Here is a 15,751-nt window from a genome sequence, read left to right on the forward strand (position 1 = left end):
GCGGCTCTTATTTACCACAGCGGGAAGACCAGATGCCAACACTTTACTTAGCGACGCGGAATGCGCATAAGGCGCAGGAAATACAGGCCATTTTGGGCGCAGAATGGCGGGTGGCACCCAGCAGCGAGCTGGACCCGCAGCTCGACTGGGATGAAAACGGCACGACTTTTCGCGCTAATGCGCTGATCAAAGCCAAGGCCCTGCGCACCCTCACACCATCTCCCGTGCTGGCGGATGATTCCGGACTCGAAGTCGATGTCCTGGAAGGCGCGCCGGGCGTCTATTCCGCGCGTTATGCCGGGCCGGATGCCACCGATCGGGATAATCTCTACAAACTCCTGCGCGTGCTGCAAGGTGTGCCGGAAGACCAGCGTCGGGCCAGCTTTGTCTGTGTGCTTTGTTATCTGGATGCCGAAGGGATCGCGCATTATTTTGAAGGCCGCTGCGAAGGCCGTATCATTGATACCCCGCGCGGCTCCGAAGGTTTTGGCTATGATCCGATCTTCGTTCCGGATGGTCTTGAGAAAACATTTGCGGAATTGACAGCTGAGGAGAAGAACAGCATCAGTCATCGGAATCGGGCGATGCTGGCCTTTCAGGAATTTTTGATCACCAGGAATCAGTGAACCTGCGCGGGATCACTGCCTGGCCGACAGAGCGCGGGACGCCGCCTCCCGATACTCGATGTAGGGTTTGGACGTCTTGATATAGCCAAAGTCCGGATGCGAAAACGATTCCAGGATTTCCTTCCGGAACTTCTTCGGTTCGACCAGAAAACCCTGCAGGATCATCACCGCTTCCCCGGCTTTGACCTGCATCGACAGGCAACGCGCATAGAGTAAATTCGCGCGCCGAATGTAGGGTTCATCATCGGTCCAGAAATCATTTCTTTCAAACTTCTGATAGAGCGCTTCGAGCAGCGGAATCGCCCTGGGACACTTGTCCATGTCCCGATAAGCCGCGGCCAGCAGGTATTTGCCCTGCACATCCAGTTTCTCACTCAGATTCAGTTTTTCGAGGAGCGCCGTCCCTTTTTTATAATCCCGCTGGCTCAGAAATTTCTGCGCCTGGATGTAATCGGGGTCCCTGGCCAGTTGAGCGTCGCTGCGCCCCGCCTTGGTATTGGCGCCACCGAGCACCGCGGCTTTTTTCAGCACGTAGCTCGTTCCCAAAAGGCAGGGCACCTCGCCGCCGCCTTCGCAGCAGGTTTCATCCATAACGGCCTGAATGCGCTTGCCGGAGATGGCCCCGCAGGTTAAAGCCTGCGGTGGAATAAAGGCTCGAATCGTTTCCCCCGACAGGGCACCCTGCTCAGGACTGAGACCGCTGCGCACCGCAAACGAGCGGGCAACCTTGGCCTTGACGGACAGGCCGCGGTACGAATCCAGAAATGCCTTACGCTGGGGTGGTGGTAAATCCCTGATGAAGTTATACTTAGGCTCAGGAGACGCGAAAGCCTTTTCGGGCTGGATGTTGCTGCAGGATTGGATATCAAGCATAACCTGTCCACGCACCAGACTCGCACAGACTGCGGCCAGAGGCTGACTGGTCAGAAGCAGGACGAGGGCACCAAGGCTGCCGATGATTTTCACGGGACAAACTCCATGGGTCGCGAGAGGTTTTCTTGCATTATAGTCAACTAGACATACAAAACCAAGGACGGGAGTGCCTGTGCCTGTTGTTCCGATAACCAGCTTTATCGGCGGAGTAGTGGAAAGGACAGTCCAACTCGTTGGACACTACATGGTTTTTGTCGGGCAATCCCTCCTGCGCATCGCGCATCCCCGCGTCGACCTCCGTCTTTTGCTGGCCCAGCTTGAATTTGTCGGCAGCCGCAGCTTCGTGATCGCGGTCATGGCCGGGATTATGGTCGGCGGGATTTTCGGTTTTCAGCTGGGCGAGATCTTTGCGATCTTCGGCGCAGAATCGCTGATCGGCGCCTCGACGGGTTTTGCGCTGGCACGCGAACTGGCCCCGATCGTCGGATCCTTTCTGGTTACCGCACGAGCCGGATCGGCCATGGCTGCCGAGATCGCGTCGATGAAGGTCAATGAACAGATTGATTCCATGCGTGTCATGTCGGTTGACCCCTTCTCGTATCTCATGGCACCGCGCATCCTGGCCAGCATGATCGCCATGCCGCTGATTGCCATTGTGATGGTTTTTGCCGGGGTGGTGACCTCGTTCGTGGTTGGCGTCACCTTCTATGATATTGATGTTGCGGATTTTTTCTCCCGACTTGAATGGATCGTCGATACTGAGGATCTATTCATGGGGATGCAGAAGGCGGCGCTCTTTGGTTTTGTCTTTTCCTCCATCGGCTGCTTTGAAGGCTACCGCGCCCGCGGTGGGGCCAAAGGCGTCGGCCGGGCCACCACCCAGGCGGTGGTGACGTCCTATGTCACGATACTCGTGCTCGACTTTTTCATTACATATATTCAGTTCAAATTTCAGAGCAACTGAACGGTGTCAGGTTGGTGTGATGCCTCCGACCTGAGCCGCTCAAACGAGCCTGGCTCAGACATTTCAAAGTCCATTTATTCTATGTTAAGGTGGGGCCTCTGGACTCGATCGACCCAAGGAGGCGGCATTTTCATGGAGCAAAATCAACACGATTACCATCATAAAAACGTGGAAAAAAAGTGGCAGGAGCATTGGCTAAAAAATAAGACGTTCCAAACTCCCGACCTTTCCACCAAGCCCAAGTACTACGTGCTTGATATGTTCCCCTACCCGTCCGGCTCCGGTCTTCATGTGGGTCACCCGGAGGGTTATACCGCCACCGATATCGTGGCTCGCTATAAGCGCATGAAGGGCTTTAATGTCCTGCACCCCATGGGCTGGGATGCCTTTGGTCTGCCGGCTGAGCAGCATGCGGTAAAAACCGGAACCCATCCGCGCGACACCACGATTACCAACATCGACAATTTCCGGCGTCAAATCCAGGCGATTGGCCTGTCCTACGACTGGGATCGGGAAGTGAATACGACCGATCCGAATTACTACAAGTGGACCCAGTGGATCTTTCTGAAACTCTATGAACGCGGTCTGGCCTATCAGGCTGAACAGGCCGTGAACTGGTGCGAGGAGCTGGGTACGGTCCTCGCCAACGAGGAGGTGATCGACGGCAAATCGGAAGTCGGTGGCTTTCCCGTTATCAAAAAGCCGATGCGGCAGTGGATTCTGAAGATCACCGCTTATGCGGATCGCCTGCTCGAGGATCTGGACGGCCTGGATTGGCCGGAATCCCTGAAGGAGATGCAGAGAAACTGGATCGGCAAGAGCGTGGGCGCTGAGATTGAATTCGCGGTGGATGGTCATGGCGAGAAAATCAAGATCTTCACCACCCGTCCGGACACGCTCTTTGGAGCGACGTTCTTTGTGCTGGCGCCCGAACATCCTGCGGTCGCCAACATCACGAGTGCTGCCCAAAGAGCTGCGGTCAGCGATTACGTGGAGCACGCGAAGAACAAGGCGGAACGTGAACGCATGACCAGCACCGAAAAGACCGGCGTGTTCACGGGCGCCTATGCGATCAATCCCGTGAACAAGGAAAAGATTCCCATCTATATCGCCGACTATGTGCTGATTTCCTATGGCCACGGCGCGATCATGGCGGTTCCTGGTCATGATGAACGCGATCATGAATTTGCTAGAAAATATGGGATCAAAATTCAGCGTGTGCTCGAAGGCGGCGACAAGCCGATCGAGGAAGCGGCCCACACGGGTGATGGCGTTCTGGTGAATTCCGGTTTTCTGAACGGCATGCAAAAATCCGCGGCCATCGAAGCGATGGTACAGCATCTGGAGAAAATCGGCATTGGCCAGCGTACGATCACCTACAAGTTGCGCGACTGGCTGTTCTCGCGGCAGCGTTATTGGGGCGAGCCCATTCCGATCGCCCTCGATAAGGATGGCAACGAAATTGCCATCAAGGAATCCGAGCTGCCGCTCATGCTGCCCGACCTCGATGATTTCAAACCGACGAAAACCGGGGAATCCCCCCTGGCGAAGGCCACCGATTGGCTCAAATATGAGCGCGATGGAAAAGTCTGGCGCCGGGAAACCAATACGATGCCGCAGTGGGCGGGGTCGTGCTGGTACTATCTGCGCTTTATCGATCCGCAGAACAAGGCAGCCGCCTGGGATAAGAAGAAGGAAAGCTACTGGATGCCGGTCGACCTTTATGTGGGCGGCGCGGAGCATGCGGTGCTCCACCTGCTTTACGCCCGTTTCTGGCATAAGGTGCTTTATGATGCCGGTCTGGTTTCAACCAAGGAGCCGTTCCAGAAACTGATCAATCAGGGCATGATCCTCGGCGAAAATAACGAGAAAATGTCGAAGAGCCGCGGCAATGTCGTGAATCCCGATGATGTGATCGAACAGTGGGGCGCGGATGCGTTCCGGCTTTATGAGATGTTCATGGGTCCTTTGGAAGCTGTGAAGCCCTGGAAGTCGGACGGTATCGTGGGAACCCATCGTTTCCTGTCCCGCTTCTGGCGTTTGATGATCACACCGGAAGGGGAGCTGGCGCAAAAGGCGGGCAAGCCGAGCGAGGCCTTTGAGAAGCAGCTGCATAAAACCATCAAGAAGGTGGGTGAGGATACGGAAGCCTTGCGCTTCAACACCGCGATCGCGGCGATGATGGAACTGGTCAACATGGGGCTCAAGGAGCCGGTGATCGGCCCGGATGCGGCGAAGGCCATGATGATTCTTTTGAATCCCTATGCGCCGCACATGGCTGAAGAACTCTGGTCACGCTATGGCGGCAAGGAGTCGATGACCTATGAACCCTGGCCTTCGTATGATCCTGCGAAATGCGTGGATGATACCGTGACGCTTTCCATTCAGGTGAACGGCAAAATGCGGGGAACCATTGAGGTGCTCAAGACCGCGGACAAGGATTCGATCTTTGCCCAGGCCAAGGCTGTCGAGGCGGTGGCGAAGCAGATGAAAGACAAGGAATTGCTTAAGGAGATTTATGTTCCTGGCAAGATCATCAACTTCGTTGTGAAGGGATGACGAGGGGATGCTCCGATGCGGGTGGGGACCGTGATATAATGGAAGCACCAACTTCCCCCACGGAATCCCATGCTGCGTCCCGCGAAAATTCTTATGCCTTTGGCCCTGGCTTCAGGGCTTTGCTTCGTTGTCCTGGCGTCACAGGCCTGGCTGAAACCCAAGGCCAAGGCCTACGCCACACGCAAACTCGCCAGCCTTTTGAAACAGACCGACCTTAGGGTTCAATACGAAGACATCAGCCTCATGTGGGACGGCTTTCGGGTCGAAGGACTGGCCTGCACATCACCCCAGATGCGGGTGCATGGAGCGGTTGAGGTGGCCTTTCGATTCTGGCCGGGGCCGGGCTTTGGACGTCCGGAACGGGTGACGCTCGATCACGCGCGGGTGGCCCTTCTGCGTTCCCCGGAAACGGTCCGAGCCAGATCCTCCTCAGGCAAGGGTTCGGCGCCTCAGGTGGATGCCGCGTCTCTCACGCTCCTCCAAAAGCTGCTGAAACCGGGCATCAATTTGCAGTTCAGAAAAGTCCGCCTCGAGGTGCTGGATGCGCGACGCGAACGCGTGATGCACATCAATCGCCTGGACGCCACGCTGTCTGCCGTCGAGCAGCATGTGGAGATGCAGCTGCAGGGCTTTCATTATCGAGGCCGGGAAATCCTCCAGGGTCTCAACGGCCAGCTCATCCTGCAGGAGAAGCAGGGCCGCCTGCCCTTTTTTGTCACCGCACGGGAGCAGGGCAGCGAACCCTGGCAGCTTCAGGGCGCGATCAGCGCGGATCTCGATTCCCTCGAACTTCGTCACAAACGCATGGGCATACCCTCGCGCTGGCAGCCCTGGCTGCGTTCGATCGAACCCAAGGATCGCCTCGAGCTTCTCCTGAAACTGGAAGTGGCTGGCCTGAAAAAAGGTCAGAATCTGGACTTCGATGTGCAGATCGCGAGCAACAACCTGGAAATCAATCACCCTCTCTTGAGCAGCGACAAGGTCGGTCCCTGGCCGTTCACCATTCGCGCCCAGGGTGATTTCAATCCGGAACGCGGTTCGCTCTCCGTCCGCCGCGGCTTGATCTATGTTCTGCAGGCGGCGCAAAAAGCTCAGATGAAGAGCAGCTTCACTCTCGCCAAGAATGATCTTCTGAAACCCATGACCGAGGACCCCTGGCGCCTGAACTGGAAGCTGGCGGAAACCGACTGTCAGGACATCCTCGATATCCTGCCTCGCCAGGATTTCCCGCTCCTGCAAGGCTTTCAGGTCAAAGGCCAGGTGGAACTGACGGCGAATATCGAGCTTCTGCCCGAAAAAGGCCGGGCGATTGAATTCCCGAGTGGTCAGCAGACCTTTGCCTGCAGGATCACCCGCGTTCCCGAAAATTTCACCGAAAACTGGATCCGTCAGCGCGTGCAAACCATGCGTGGCCAGGACTTTGTCCCCATCACCGGCATCTCCGAGGATTTTCTTCGGGGCATCATCGCCGCCGAGGACGCCACCTTCTGGCAGCATGAAGGGGTGCGGACCAGTGCCCTCATCGCCGCGTTCCAGGCGAACCTCAAGGCCGGCAAGGTGCTCTTTGGGGGCTCGACCATCACCATGCAGATGGTCAAAAACTTTTATCTGAGTCATGAAAAGGTTCTGAGCCGGAAACTGCAGGAGCTTCTCATCAGCTGGGCCCTGGAGCAGACCCTCGATAAGAAGGATATTCTGGAAGTCTATGCCAACATCATTCAATTCGGGCCGAACGTCTACGGCATCCGCCGCGCGAGTCAAACCTACTTCGGCAAGGAACCATCTCAGCTCACCACGGCGGAAGCCCTGTTTTTATCGTCCATCCTGCCGAGCCCGAACCGGCATTATCGGGAAAGCTATTGCGAAGGTCGTCTGAGCGAGGAACTTCAGGAACGCATGCAGAAGGTGGCGAACGGCCTGGCCACGATGCAGCCCGGCCAGCCCCTGCTCACTCTTTATCAGGATTCCGTCCGGCGTCTCTATTTTCAAGGGAATGGCCGCTGTTCATCCAAACTCCAGATCAGCCGGCGGAAGGAAGCGGGCGGCTCCCGCTTCTAGGTCCGCCTCATCCACGGCCGCCGTCGCCCCGGCCCGCGGCACCGTATAATCCTGATCCCAGGGCCGGAAATCGCGAATCACACCAATCTGATAACCCAGGGCCCGCAGCACCTGATTCACACTATCGAGCTGCACCGAAGCCTTGTTTTTCTCAAGCTGATAAACAAAGTTCAGCCCGACACCGGAACGCGCCGCGAGCTGCTGCTGGGTCAGTCCCTGCCGTTTGCGCTCCGCACGCACAAAATTGCCTATCTCCATGCAGGCATCCCCTTCTCGCCAGTCTATGACTCATGAATACTATCCATTGTCGCAGATCCTTTGGCGGAGTAGAAGATTTTGCCCACTCATTAAAGCGTATGCCGCACCAGGGTGGGCTGTTCGTTCGTGGGAACGTAACGATCCTTGCTGTCTTTCGTCACCTGGCTCGCCGCCACCTCACTATCGTGGGTGTAGAAAAGAGTCCAGTGTTCGGGAACAGCGACGGTATAGAGGTCCTGTTTCTCATCGATGACCTGTTCGGCGAAGCGATCGTAACCCATCGTGATCGGCAGATGGACCCAGGCCTTGCCCGGGATCAAATCACCGGCAAAAATTATGGTTTCCCGCGGCCCACGGACCACGGTGTGCATATGTCCCGGCGTGTGACCGTGACTGAACCGGAAAAAGAGCTGCTCGCGCGGAAACTCAGGCAGCGAATCCCCTTCGATCACCACGAGACGTCCGGACTTCTCCAGCTTCTCGCTCAGCCCGGGAATGAACGAGGCGCGATCCCGCGGATGCGGTTTCTGCGCGCGATTCCAGGCTTCCCGTCCCACCACGAATTTGGCTTTGGGAAACACCAGATCATCACGGCCTTGCACGATGTCGGCATGCGCAGGCAGGAGCCCTCCGGCGTGATCAAAATGCAAATGAGACAGGATCACATAATCGATCTCATCCGGCTTCACACCAAGGGCCTGAAGATTGGCCAGGAGGCGATGATCGGATTCCATGAGGCCATAGCGTTCGGCCATGGCCGGCTCCATGTAAGCACCAATTCCGGTCTCACAGAGCATCTTTACGCTGCCCCACTCCACCAGCATGCAGCGGCAGGCGAGTGCGATGCGTCCTAACGCGTCCGGTTTAGCCCAACGTTCCCACAGGGGACGGGGTGCATTTCCAAACATGGCACCGCCATCCAGCAACTGGGAATTGCCAAGTACGGACGACACACGGATATCTGTGTAGCGCGGCATGACGCATACTCCTTCGGAATTGTCGGATTACAGAGGAAGCAGGATTCACTTCAGATTTAATTAACACTCTGTAGGGCTTGATAGAAGAGGCTTTCAGAGGGCTCAAGATGGCTGCGCAAAAATTCATCTTTCCCATCGACACGCCTGAGAGCGCGGGACACAAGGGGGTTAACCCCATATTATTCACAGAGACTGTGGATAATTTAGGACGTTTACAAGGACTGGCATAAACCGTTACAAATTTAAATTTCCCCGGAATCCACCCAGCACCTTTTCGGCACCTCTAAGTGGTTGAATCACCTGGAATTTGGGTAGGTTTTTAACGGATTAATCAAATAATAGCAAGGCCCCATCACCGACTTCAAAATTGCGAAAGACCCTCCTGAAACCCCTGCCTGTCATGTCTTTAAACAGTTTTTAAAATTATTATCTAACTGTCATGATTGACATGTCATGAAGGCATGCATATTGCTACTTATTCCTTGTCGTAATGGTCGTTGTTTTTCTGGAACGGAACTGTTCGAGTGGAGAGGTGGTTATGTATTTTCGCAATTATTTTGCGAGCCTGTGCCTGCTTCTGGGAGCCCAGACAGCCCTGGCCCAGTCGCATGCCCTGGTCGATCGCAATCGTTCGTCAGAACGGGCCAATGTCTTTATTTTCCAGTCCATTGATGGAGAATACGGCAGGATTCAGAAGTCCTTCAAAAGCCAGCCGGAAACTGTCAACCAGACCTGGCGTGGCTATGGAATTCGCAACGGGGTGGGCGTCGAGCTCTTCAAGTTTACCCAGTTCAGCCTGTCCCATACGCTGGTGAATTTGCGCTCGCGCGATTCCAGTCTTGAAAACATGCGCGGCAGCAGACTCTCAGGTGAAGTCACCTTTGCCTTCAGCGCTCCGATCACCAATATTCAGTTCGGGCTCGGTGTGATTGCCTCGCAGATGGACTATCAGAACTATGAAAAAAGCGGCGCCTATGTCGGCACCGGCCATTACTTCAATATGGGTTTCAATTATTTCGTGAGCCAGATGTTTTCCGTGCAGTTCCTCGGCAAACGCTCCACCACCCGCCATACGGCTTCCGGTGGTTCACTCGATCTGCAGGAGATGCATTCCAACACGGATAGTCTCAGCTTCGGCCTGGCGATCTGGATCTGACCCAGGTCTGGATCACGTCCCAACCTGAAAAAGCCGCTTATAATTCGTCCAAATCTGATCACGGGCCTGGTCTTCCGACCAGTTCCGCAGTTCCGCCATCAGTTTCACCGTTCCCACGACATTGGCCGGTTCATTGCGTTCACCGCGCACGGGCGCCAGATACGGGCAATCCGTTTCCGTCAGCACGAGGTCCTGCGGCAGCTCTCGCAGGAGCTTGCGAAAGGATTCGTTGTTCCGTGCATTGGCCGGGATGGAAAAATACCAGCCATGCTGTTCGGCAGCGCGCAGGGCGAGTTTGCTCTTGCCGCCATAGCAGTGAAAATCCACCCGCTTGACGCCATGCGCTGCGAGAATTTCCATCGCCCGCTCCTCGCGTTTGCGGGTGTGGATGATGAGAGGCTTGTCAAACTCCAGAGCGATCCCGATCAGCTCCTCAAATACCTTTTCCTGCGCGGCGAATGTTTCCTCACCCACCCAGTAGCCGTCCAAACCGCACTCGCCGATGGCAAAAGCGCGGCCGGCGGCAGCCTCCCGACGAATGCCGGCAATCGCATCCGGCACATGGAATTTGCGAATGGGAAAGGGCAGATTCGCCACGATATCATTCACCGCATCGATCGGATAGATGCCGAGCGCGGGTTTGATCACCGGGTACTGCTGGGCCAGCTCCAGAATGCGCTGGTTGGAAGTAGGCTCAAGGCCGTTGACGACGATGGCCGCCAGCCCGCTTTGTTCGGCACGGGCGATAACCTCGGGCAAATCCGTTGCGAAATCTTCATGTGTTAAATGGCTATGAACATCAACGTACACGAACAGGCTCCTAGAGGGTGTTGAAAAGGCCGCTCAGGCAAGGCGCGAGAGAGGCGAGCACCGGAGTGTACACGCTGGTACATGAGGAGCGGAGCTGACCGAGCAACGCAGAATGAGGGGCCTTTTCAACACCCTCTAATCTGCGGCCTCCGCATGCTGGGAGAGCCTGGTCGATATACTCACATTTGCAGCCGTTGGTCGACTGTTTTTTGCACCGGAGACGGTCGCAAAGTGCAGCGTTACCTTCTGTTTTTTGGCCCTCTCCTGCAAACTCTTCAGGATCGCACGAAGTTTCGGCCAGCTGAGAAAGGCGGATTCAGCGGACAGCGCCAGTGTGAAAACCTCATCGGTCCGCTCCTCCTTCACCTGGCGATCAAATCGGGCCAGGATTTCCTGCGGATCGTTCAGCTCCACAATCCCGCCGCGCTGCGGAACGGCCCGCACCGTGGGATGATGGGTGGACAGCTTTTGAACGGTGGCGGCATCCGCGCGAGCCAACACGCTCCAGCTCTGCTGCACCCAGGCGCTGATGGGAAACTCGCCCAGCTTTGGTGTGACGAGCCCAGGATCGACCGGGGTCATTTCAAAGCGATAACCAAAGGCGGCTGCGAGCTCTGTAATATAGGGAGCGCCCATCCAGCCCCGGACTGTGAAACTCTTCAGAGCGGTGAAGCCGGCCGCATGCAGTGTCCGCTGTGCAACCGCGAGGAGCTTCAGGGTTTCCTCTCGCGTATAAACGGTCAGCGGCACATCGAGGCCGCAGTCGTCCCTGCAGAGTTCGCCCTCATCCAAATAACCCCAAAACGTCGGCTCCAGTTTCAGGATGACCCCGGCCTTCTTCACCAGCGGTTCCATCGGTACCAGATAGAGACCCACCTCATCGTGAGCCGCAAAGATCTTATGCATGGCCAGGACATTGCCGGCGGCCTTGGTTTCATCCAAAAAATAAGTCGGATTCACGAAATGAGTCACCGGGATATCGGGAAAGGCTTTGCGCAGGCGTTCGAGGGCATCCAAATTGGGCGCAAGAAGTTCGCGGCCTTCCCAATGGACGGTGACATCAATCGTCAGGGTGGAAGCGGAAAAAGCTGTCCAGGACGAACAGCTGACAGCGGACAGGAGTCCCATGGTCCAAAGAGAGCGCATTTGCTGGCTCCTCATCGGCATGGGACAAATGCTGGTCCCACACCGCTATTTGCGAGTGGATCGACGAATCATTGCTGGTATCAAGGGCAGGATAAATAGTATCAGGAATGAAAAAAGCTGTCCATTTGCGGAAGACGCGCCCATCAGCACACCGCAGATGGATTTTTTCGAGCTTTTCGATGAGGTGCTCGTGGCTGGTTTCGAGACGGGGGTATCCCTCTCGACACCAGGGACATCAATCACGGACACGGCGGCTGGCAGTTTGACTGTCTCACAGGTGATGTCAGTCAGCAGCGCGCCGAGGCCACGTTCGAGCGCACGATTATAGATCAGACTGCATTTGCCGCCTTGAAACAGAGCCTGATCCGCGAGCATCATCCCCACCACGAAGTGCTGATAGCCACTGTCCTCCACCAGAAGATCGATGGCGCGCAGCACGAGGTGTGTGATGTCTTCCAGCGGAATGGCGTCCTTCGCAAAAAGATCCCACAGCATGCCCGAGATGAACTGACTTTTCTGATGCGCTTCACGAGGCAGATCCGCTCCGCCATATTTCAAGGCATTGTCCCCGGTCCGGAGACATTGCTTGGGCACGTAACAGATCTTGTTGCCATAGGCCGTATCCGGACAAATGCTTTCACCGAGACAGGCATTGCCGGTGCGCGCGAAGTTAAAATAATCCGCGAGGCCTTCATGCAGAACGAGTGATTCGCCGGCAATTTCCGTGACCGTGTGATAAACCACATGGTGACCAAGCTCGTGACCGACCACGTCGGCATCGGTGGCAAGATTTTGCAAGACGGTTCCATCGCCATCACCGACATAAATCACATCGTAGTTGGCACCGGGCTGGTAGAGAGCGTTGTTGGTATCACCCTGGAACTCGGCATGAACCGCGATGTGAATGGGCGTGGTTCCAAAATTCTTGTAACCCATGGTTTCGAGCCATTCCAGGGCCCGGTTGGCGTTGGTGAAGAGCGAGATCTCTTCAAAGCCTTCCGCGGTAGGACCAAAGGCCGTAAAATCAAGATCCGCTTTGGTCACATAAGAGAATGGTGATTCCACGTCCGTGATGAAGTAGGCGTTCTCGAGATAGCCCGTTTCCTTCATGTCGCGCAGAGTGAATTCCTGAAGTTCGACATCCAGCACGTTGTGCGGATAAATTTTGGATTTGCCGGTGGCATGGAAATGCTTGGGCTGAAACTTAAAACTCCTCAGATCATCAGCGACCACGGTGTAGTTCAAACGATCGGCTTCGACTTCCCAAACCCAAACAGGATGCAGCTGACCGTTTTCCGACCAGAGACAGGCTTGCGCGCTGTTTTTGGTGAACGATGCATTCACACCATTTTGAGCCAGAGTATCGGCCACGATATTGCGCACCAAAGCGTCTGCAGGCCAGTTGTCGAGACTGTAGCTGGCGTTCACTTCAAGCTTGGGCATTTTGCCGAAGACAGCCATTTTCCCATCGACAGTTTCATGGGATTTGACCTGATACTGACAGAGGGGGATGCCATCGACAGTGAAACGCAAATCGACCGATTCAATGCGGCGACCGGCGGCCAGATTCAGACCGGAATAGTTCCTCTGCCGCGTCATAATCCGTGGATGAAGCCCTCGCTCCTGCAGCATGGCTTCGGTCTTTCCCTTGAGGCTCAAGGGGCGCAGAGGGCCATTTTGAAGGCTTATACCGCGAGCTGCGAAGCCAAAGGTATTCTTCGCATCCACACCGAAGTTATGAACCATCACCTGCTCATCATCTGCTGGCTGGCCCAGGGCCGGGCTGGTAAGCGCTAAAATACCAAGGATAGCAAGTACTTCTGTACGTTTCATAAGGGCTTCCTGCTCTGCATGCCTGACCAGCCAGACACGTCATGTAAGATTCGGAAGCTTGAAGGAAAACCTTTAGATAGGCGGGCAAACTGTTACGAATTATTACAGGAGGGTACTGACTTCGCGAATCCGCGAGGCAAGCCGTGAAGGATTATGCAGAAAATAGCCAGGGAAGGCCGGACGAACCCGGCCGGGTCGCCCGTTACGAAATGATTTTAGTTTTTAGCTTTGCTTGATGAAGCTGTCGCGCAGAGCGCTGATCTTGTCCACGGTAAGGCGTAACGCCTGTTGCAGAATTTCCGTCTCCCAGGTATCGCCTTTCACACAACTGGTCAGGTTTCGCAGCCAAACGGTCATTTCATCAACGAAAGCTTTGCGATCATCTTTCATGGAATGATCGTAGGCGCGATTCAGATACTCCAGCCAATCCTTGTCGCCCTTCGGCAGAAGGTTGACGAGGTTGTTCAGCAGTACGGTCCCTTCATTCTCTTCCCAACCACCAGCGATGCGAAAGGGGTACTGATCCTTGTCGACATTGTGCAACCACAGTCGTGAATGGCCACCCAACTCGAGTACTGAAAAATCCTGAGGCGCAGCCCCATGGAAACCATCAGGCCTCTTCCATATCAAATGCATGCTACTCCCCCTTGTCCCTACAACGTGAGGCATCCTAACAAATCAGCTTGGGTATTTCCAAGGGCTGTTTTCACGGCAAATGGCCCAAGGTTGCGCCCCTGAGCTTGCCTCAAGGCCCGCGTTCCGGGCCTTATACCAGTTCATAGCAGATTTCAGGCGGATTTTCCCGAGGGACTGTTGGGGCTTTGGCTGGAATAACGATCGACGAACTTTTGCAGGAGCGTGCGCTGCTCAGCGGTAAAGCTTTCAAATTGGACACCCATGCCAGGCGTCAAATTTTTGTCAGGGACTTCGGTCTGAACCCAGATCACGCGGCCCTTGGCTTCCAGGGTTTCCTTGGAATCAGGCAGTGTGAAGGTCAAATCAACCACGCTTCCGTGGCTCAGCGGACTTTTGGTTTCAATGAAGACTCCGCCGGTTCCGAGGTCACGGCAGAAATCAAAGAGGTAATGTCCATTCGCCCGATAATCCACCAGAAGCTGCACCGGCACGCGGTGATGGACACGGCCATCCTTCGGTGATGACTCATCGCCTTTTGACTGCTTGGGGGCGGGAGGGGTCGCGGTCTTTTTCCCATTTTTGGTTTTGTTCGGCATAGTTGTCACCTCATGGTACGGCGTTCTTGAGACATTTTATGGTTTCTGGGAAGCCTGGATCAACTGCTTTACATAAACAGCATGCTCCTCCATGGTCCGGGAAAATCGATGCTGCCGCGTCCCATCTGTGCCGAGGACATAGTAACGATAACCCAGGCGAGTCGGATTCAGCACGGCTCGCAGCGAAGTCATCGAAATGGCGCCGATGGGCCCCGGGGGCAGCCCTTTGTGAATACGTGTGTTGTAGCGATTTTTTCCGTCCTTCAAATGCACAGTTTTAATGTCACCCTGATAGTCAACGATGCCATAGATCAAGGCGGCGTCGATGCCCAAAGGTTCGCCATCCTTCAGACGATTCCAGATGACTTCGGACACCATGCCGCGTTCGTCATCGATCTGGGTTTCCCGCTCGATCAGTGAAGCAAAGATGACCCCCTGATGCAGCGTGAGGCGTTTGGCTGCCAGCTCTTCTTCGATGCCCGGGGGCAGCTGGGCAAAAAACGTATCGAGCATTTTTTCGAAGGCCTCCCGCGGCGTCGGCATTTTTATGAAGGAATAAGTGGCTGGGGAAAGATAGCCTTCGACGTTTTCGCCCTTGATATTGTATTTGCGGAGCAGGGAGCGGTCCCTGGCCAGCGCTTGCAATTCAGCCTTGGTGCCCACTTTATGGGCCACCAGCCGATCGATCACCTGCTTGAGGGTAAAGCCCTCAGGCACCACATATTGCAACGCCAAAGGCTGCCAGGTTTTGCCGGATTCGATCGTTTCCACGATCTTCCTGGGTGCAATCGTGCCTTCAAAGCGATACTGACCGGCCTGGAATCGACCATAGTCGCGATAGAACTTGATCCAATAGCGAAAGCGTGGAGCATGATCGATCAGATCTTCCTGCTCCAGCATACGGGCGAAATCGGCGAGGCGGGTCCCACGTTCCAGTTTGATGATGACCGGCTCTTGAAGTTCGTGCGCAGTCTCAGACCAGGCGGGCAGGGACTGATAAAACCAAAGGGCACCGGCAGCGAAACCCAGGCCAAGACCAAACAAAAGCAGAAGAAGACGTTTCACGTGACTGATCTCTTTTAAGGGATGACTATTCCATCAGTATAACATGTTGCTCCAGGCTTGTTGTTGCCTGGTGCCAGGACCCAGCATCGCATAGTGAGGAAGTAACAAGAAAGCCTTGATTCTTTCTTATTCGCACCTATAATGGCGCATTCGAACACACAGGCCGCTCGCCGCCATCGATTCCGGAGTTGCAA

The 15,751-nt window shown here is 55.4% G+C and carries 14 protein-coding genes; 5 read left to right on the forward strand and 9 right to left on the reverse strand.

What is annotated here, in order from left to right; all coding sequences use genetic code 11:
• Positions 1-32: 32 nt before the first annotated feature.
• A complete protein-coding gene (rdgB, locus tag OLTU_RS27910; protein WP_141736009.1) occupies positions 33-626 on the forward strand; it encodes an RdgB/HAM1 family non-canonical purine NTP pyrophosphatase in 594 nt (197 codons plus the stop codon).
• Between the two features lie 12 nt (positions 627-638).
• On the opposite strand, the gene OLTU_RS27915 is transcribed toward rdgB, so the two are convergent.
• On the reverse strand, positions 639-1,592 hold the full coding sequence (locus tag OLTU_RS27915) for a hypothetical protein (RefSeq protein ID WP_141736010.1): 954 nt from the start codon (positions 1,590-1,592) through the stop codon (positions 639-641).
• A 118-nt stretch (positions 1,593-1,710) separates the two neighbouring features.
• On the opposite strand from OLTU_RS27915, the gene OLTU_RS27920 reads away from it, so the two are divergent.
• The 3 genes from OLTU_RS27920 to OLTU_RS27930 all read left to right on the forward strand — a co-directional run bounded on the left by OLTU_RS27920 (position 1,711) and on the right by OLTU_RS27930 (position 7,080).
• The gene (locus OLTU_RS27920) at positions 1,711-2,463 is read left to right on the forward strand and encodes an MlaE family ABC transporter permease (protein ID WP_281181273.1); all 753 of its coding nucleotides are present in this window, start codon (positions 1,711-1,713) and stop codon (positions 2,461-2,463) included.
• A gap of 132 nt (positions 2,464-2,595) precedes the next feature.
• Positions 2,596-5,022: a leucine--tRNA ligase gene (gene leuS, locus OLTU_RS27925; RefSeq protein WP_141736012.1), complete on the forward strand. Its 2,427-nt coding sequence runs from the start codon at positions 2,596-2,598 to the stop codon at positions 5,020-5,022.
• Between the two features lie 69 nt (positions 5,023-5,091).
• A complete protein-coding gene (locus OLTU_RS27930; protein ID WP_141736013.1) occupies positions 5,092-7,080 on the forward strand; it encodes a biosynthetic peptidoglycan transglycosylase in 1,989 nt (662 codons plus the stop codon).
• Here the strand turns inward: OLTU_RS27930 and OLTU_RS27935 are convergent.
• Together OLTU_RS27935 and OLTU_RS27940 are read right to left on the reverse strand one after the other, a co-directional pair.
• Positions 7,027-7,338, reverse strand: coding sequence for a helix-turn-helix transcriptional regulator (locus OLTU_RS27935; RefSeq protein ID WP_141736014.1), 312 nt, complete (start codon positions 7,336-7,338; stop codon positions 7,027-7,029). The genes OLTU_RS27930 and OLTU_RS27935 overlap by 54 nt on opposite strands.
• 89 nt (positions 7,339-7,427) lie before the next feature.
• On the reverse strand, positions 7,428-8,315 hold the full coding sequence (locus OLTU_RS27940) for an MBL fold metallo-hydrolase (RefSeq protein ID WP_218110329.1): 888 nt from the start codon (positions 8,313-8,315) through the stop codon (positions 7,428-7,430).
• A gap of 538 nt (positions 8,316-8,853) precedes the next feature.
• Between OLTU_RS27940 and OLTU_RS27945 the strand changes: the two genes are divergently transcribed.
• Complete coding sequence (locus tag OLTU_RS27945; protein WP_141736015.1) at positions 8,854-9,471, forward strand: hypothetical protein; 618 nt, start codon at positions 8,854-8,856, stop codon at positions 9,469-9,471.
• Between the two features lie 12 nt (positions 9,472-9,483).
• On the opposite strand, the gene OLTU_RS27950 is transcribed toward OLTU_RS27945, so the two are convergent.
• From OLTU_RS27950 to mltG, 6 genes are all read right to left on the reverse strand, one after another.
• The gene (locus OLTU_RS27950) at positions 9,484-10,281 is read right to left on the reverse strand and encodes a TatD family hydrolase (protein ID WP_176737032.1); all 798 of its coding nucleotides are present in this window, start codon (positions 10,279-10,281) and stop codon (positions 9,484-9,486) included.
• Between the two features lie 135 nt (positions 10,282-10,416).
• Positions 10,417-11,427, reverse strand: coding sequence for a hypothetical protein (locus tag OLTU_RS27955; RefSeq protein ID WP_141736017.1), 1,011 nt, complete (start codon positions 11,425-11,427; stop codon positions 10,417-10,419).
• Between the two features lie 45 nt (positions 11,428-11,472).
• Positions 11,473-13,260 carry a gluzincin family metallopeptidase gene (locus tag OLTU_RS27960; protein ID WP_141736018.1) on the reverse strand — a complete coding sequence of 596 codons (1,788 nt, stop codon included), beginning with the start codon at positions 13,258-13,260 and terminating at the stop codon, positions 11,473-11,475.
• A 222-nt stretch (positions 13,261-13,482) separates the two neighbouring features.
• On the reverse strand, positions 13,483-13,896 hold the full coding sequence (locus OLTU_RS27965) for a hypothetical protein (RefSeq protein WP_141736019.1): 414 nt from the start codon (positions 13,894-13,896) through the stop codon (positions 13,483-13,485).
• 152 nt (positions 13,897-14,048) lie between these two features.
• Positions 14,049-14,492 (reverse strand): TIGR02266 family protein, encoded by a 444-nt coding sequence (locus OLTU_RS27970; protein ID WP_141736020.1) that lies wholly within the window; start codon positions 14,490-14,492, stop codon positions 14,049-14,051.
• Positions 14,493-14,528: 36 nt separating this feature from the next.
• On the reverse strand, positions 14,529-15,557 hold the full coding sequence (gene mltG, locus OLTU_RS27975; protein WP_176737033.1) for an endolytic transglycosylase MltG: 1,029 nt from the start codon (positions 15,555-15,557) through the stop codon (positions 14,529-14,531).
• Between the last annotated feature and the right edge of the window lie 194 nt (positions 15,558-15,751).

It is taken from the genome of Oligoflexus tunisiensis, from assembly GCF_001748245.1.
Lineage (GTDB): Bacteria > Bdellovibrionota_B > Oligoflexia > Oligoflexales > Oligoflexaceae > Oligoflexus > Oligoflexus tunisiensis.

Coding starts and splice junctions, on each gene's coding strand:
- OLTU_RS27940 (WP_218110329.1), bottom strand. CDS start 8,315: ATGCCGCGCTACACAGATATCCGTGTGTCGTCCGTACTTGGCAATTCC.
- OLTU_RS27930 (WP_141736013.1), top strand. CDS start 5,092: ATGCTGCGTCCCGCGAAAATTCTTATGCCTTTGGCCCTGGCTTCAGGG.
- OLTU_RS27945 (WP_141736015.1), top strand. CDS start 8,854: ATGTATTTTCGCAATTATTTTGCGAGCCTGTGCCTGCTTCTGGGAGCC.
- rdgB (WP_141736009.1), top strand. CDS start 33: ATGCCAACACTTTACTTAGCGACGCGGAATGCGCATAAGGCGCAGGAA.
- OLTU_RS27960 (WP_141736018.1), bottom strand. CDS start 13,260: ATGAAACGTACAGAAGTACTTGCTATCCTTGGTATTTTAGCGCTTACC.
- OLTU_RS27935 (WP_141736014.1), bottom strand. CDS start 7,338: ATGGAGATAGGCAATTTTGTGCGTGCGGAGCGCAAACGGCAGGGACTG.
- OLTU_RS27965 (WP_141736019.1), bottom strand. CDS start 13,896: ATGCATTTGATATGGAAGAGGCCTGATGGTTTCCATGGGGCTGCGCCT.
- OLTU_RS27970 (WP_141736020.1), bottom strand. CDS start 14,492: ATGCCGAACAAAACCAAAAATGGGAAAAAGACCGCGACCCCTCCCGCC.
- leuS (WP_141736012.1), top strand. CDS start 2,596: ATGGAGCAAAATCAACACGATTACCATCATAAAAACGTGGAAAAAAAG.
- OLTU_RS27955 (WP_141736017.1), bottom strand. CDS start 11,427: ATGCGCTCTCTTTGGACCATGGGACTCCTGTCCGCTGTCAGCTGTTCG.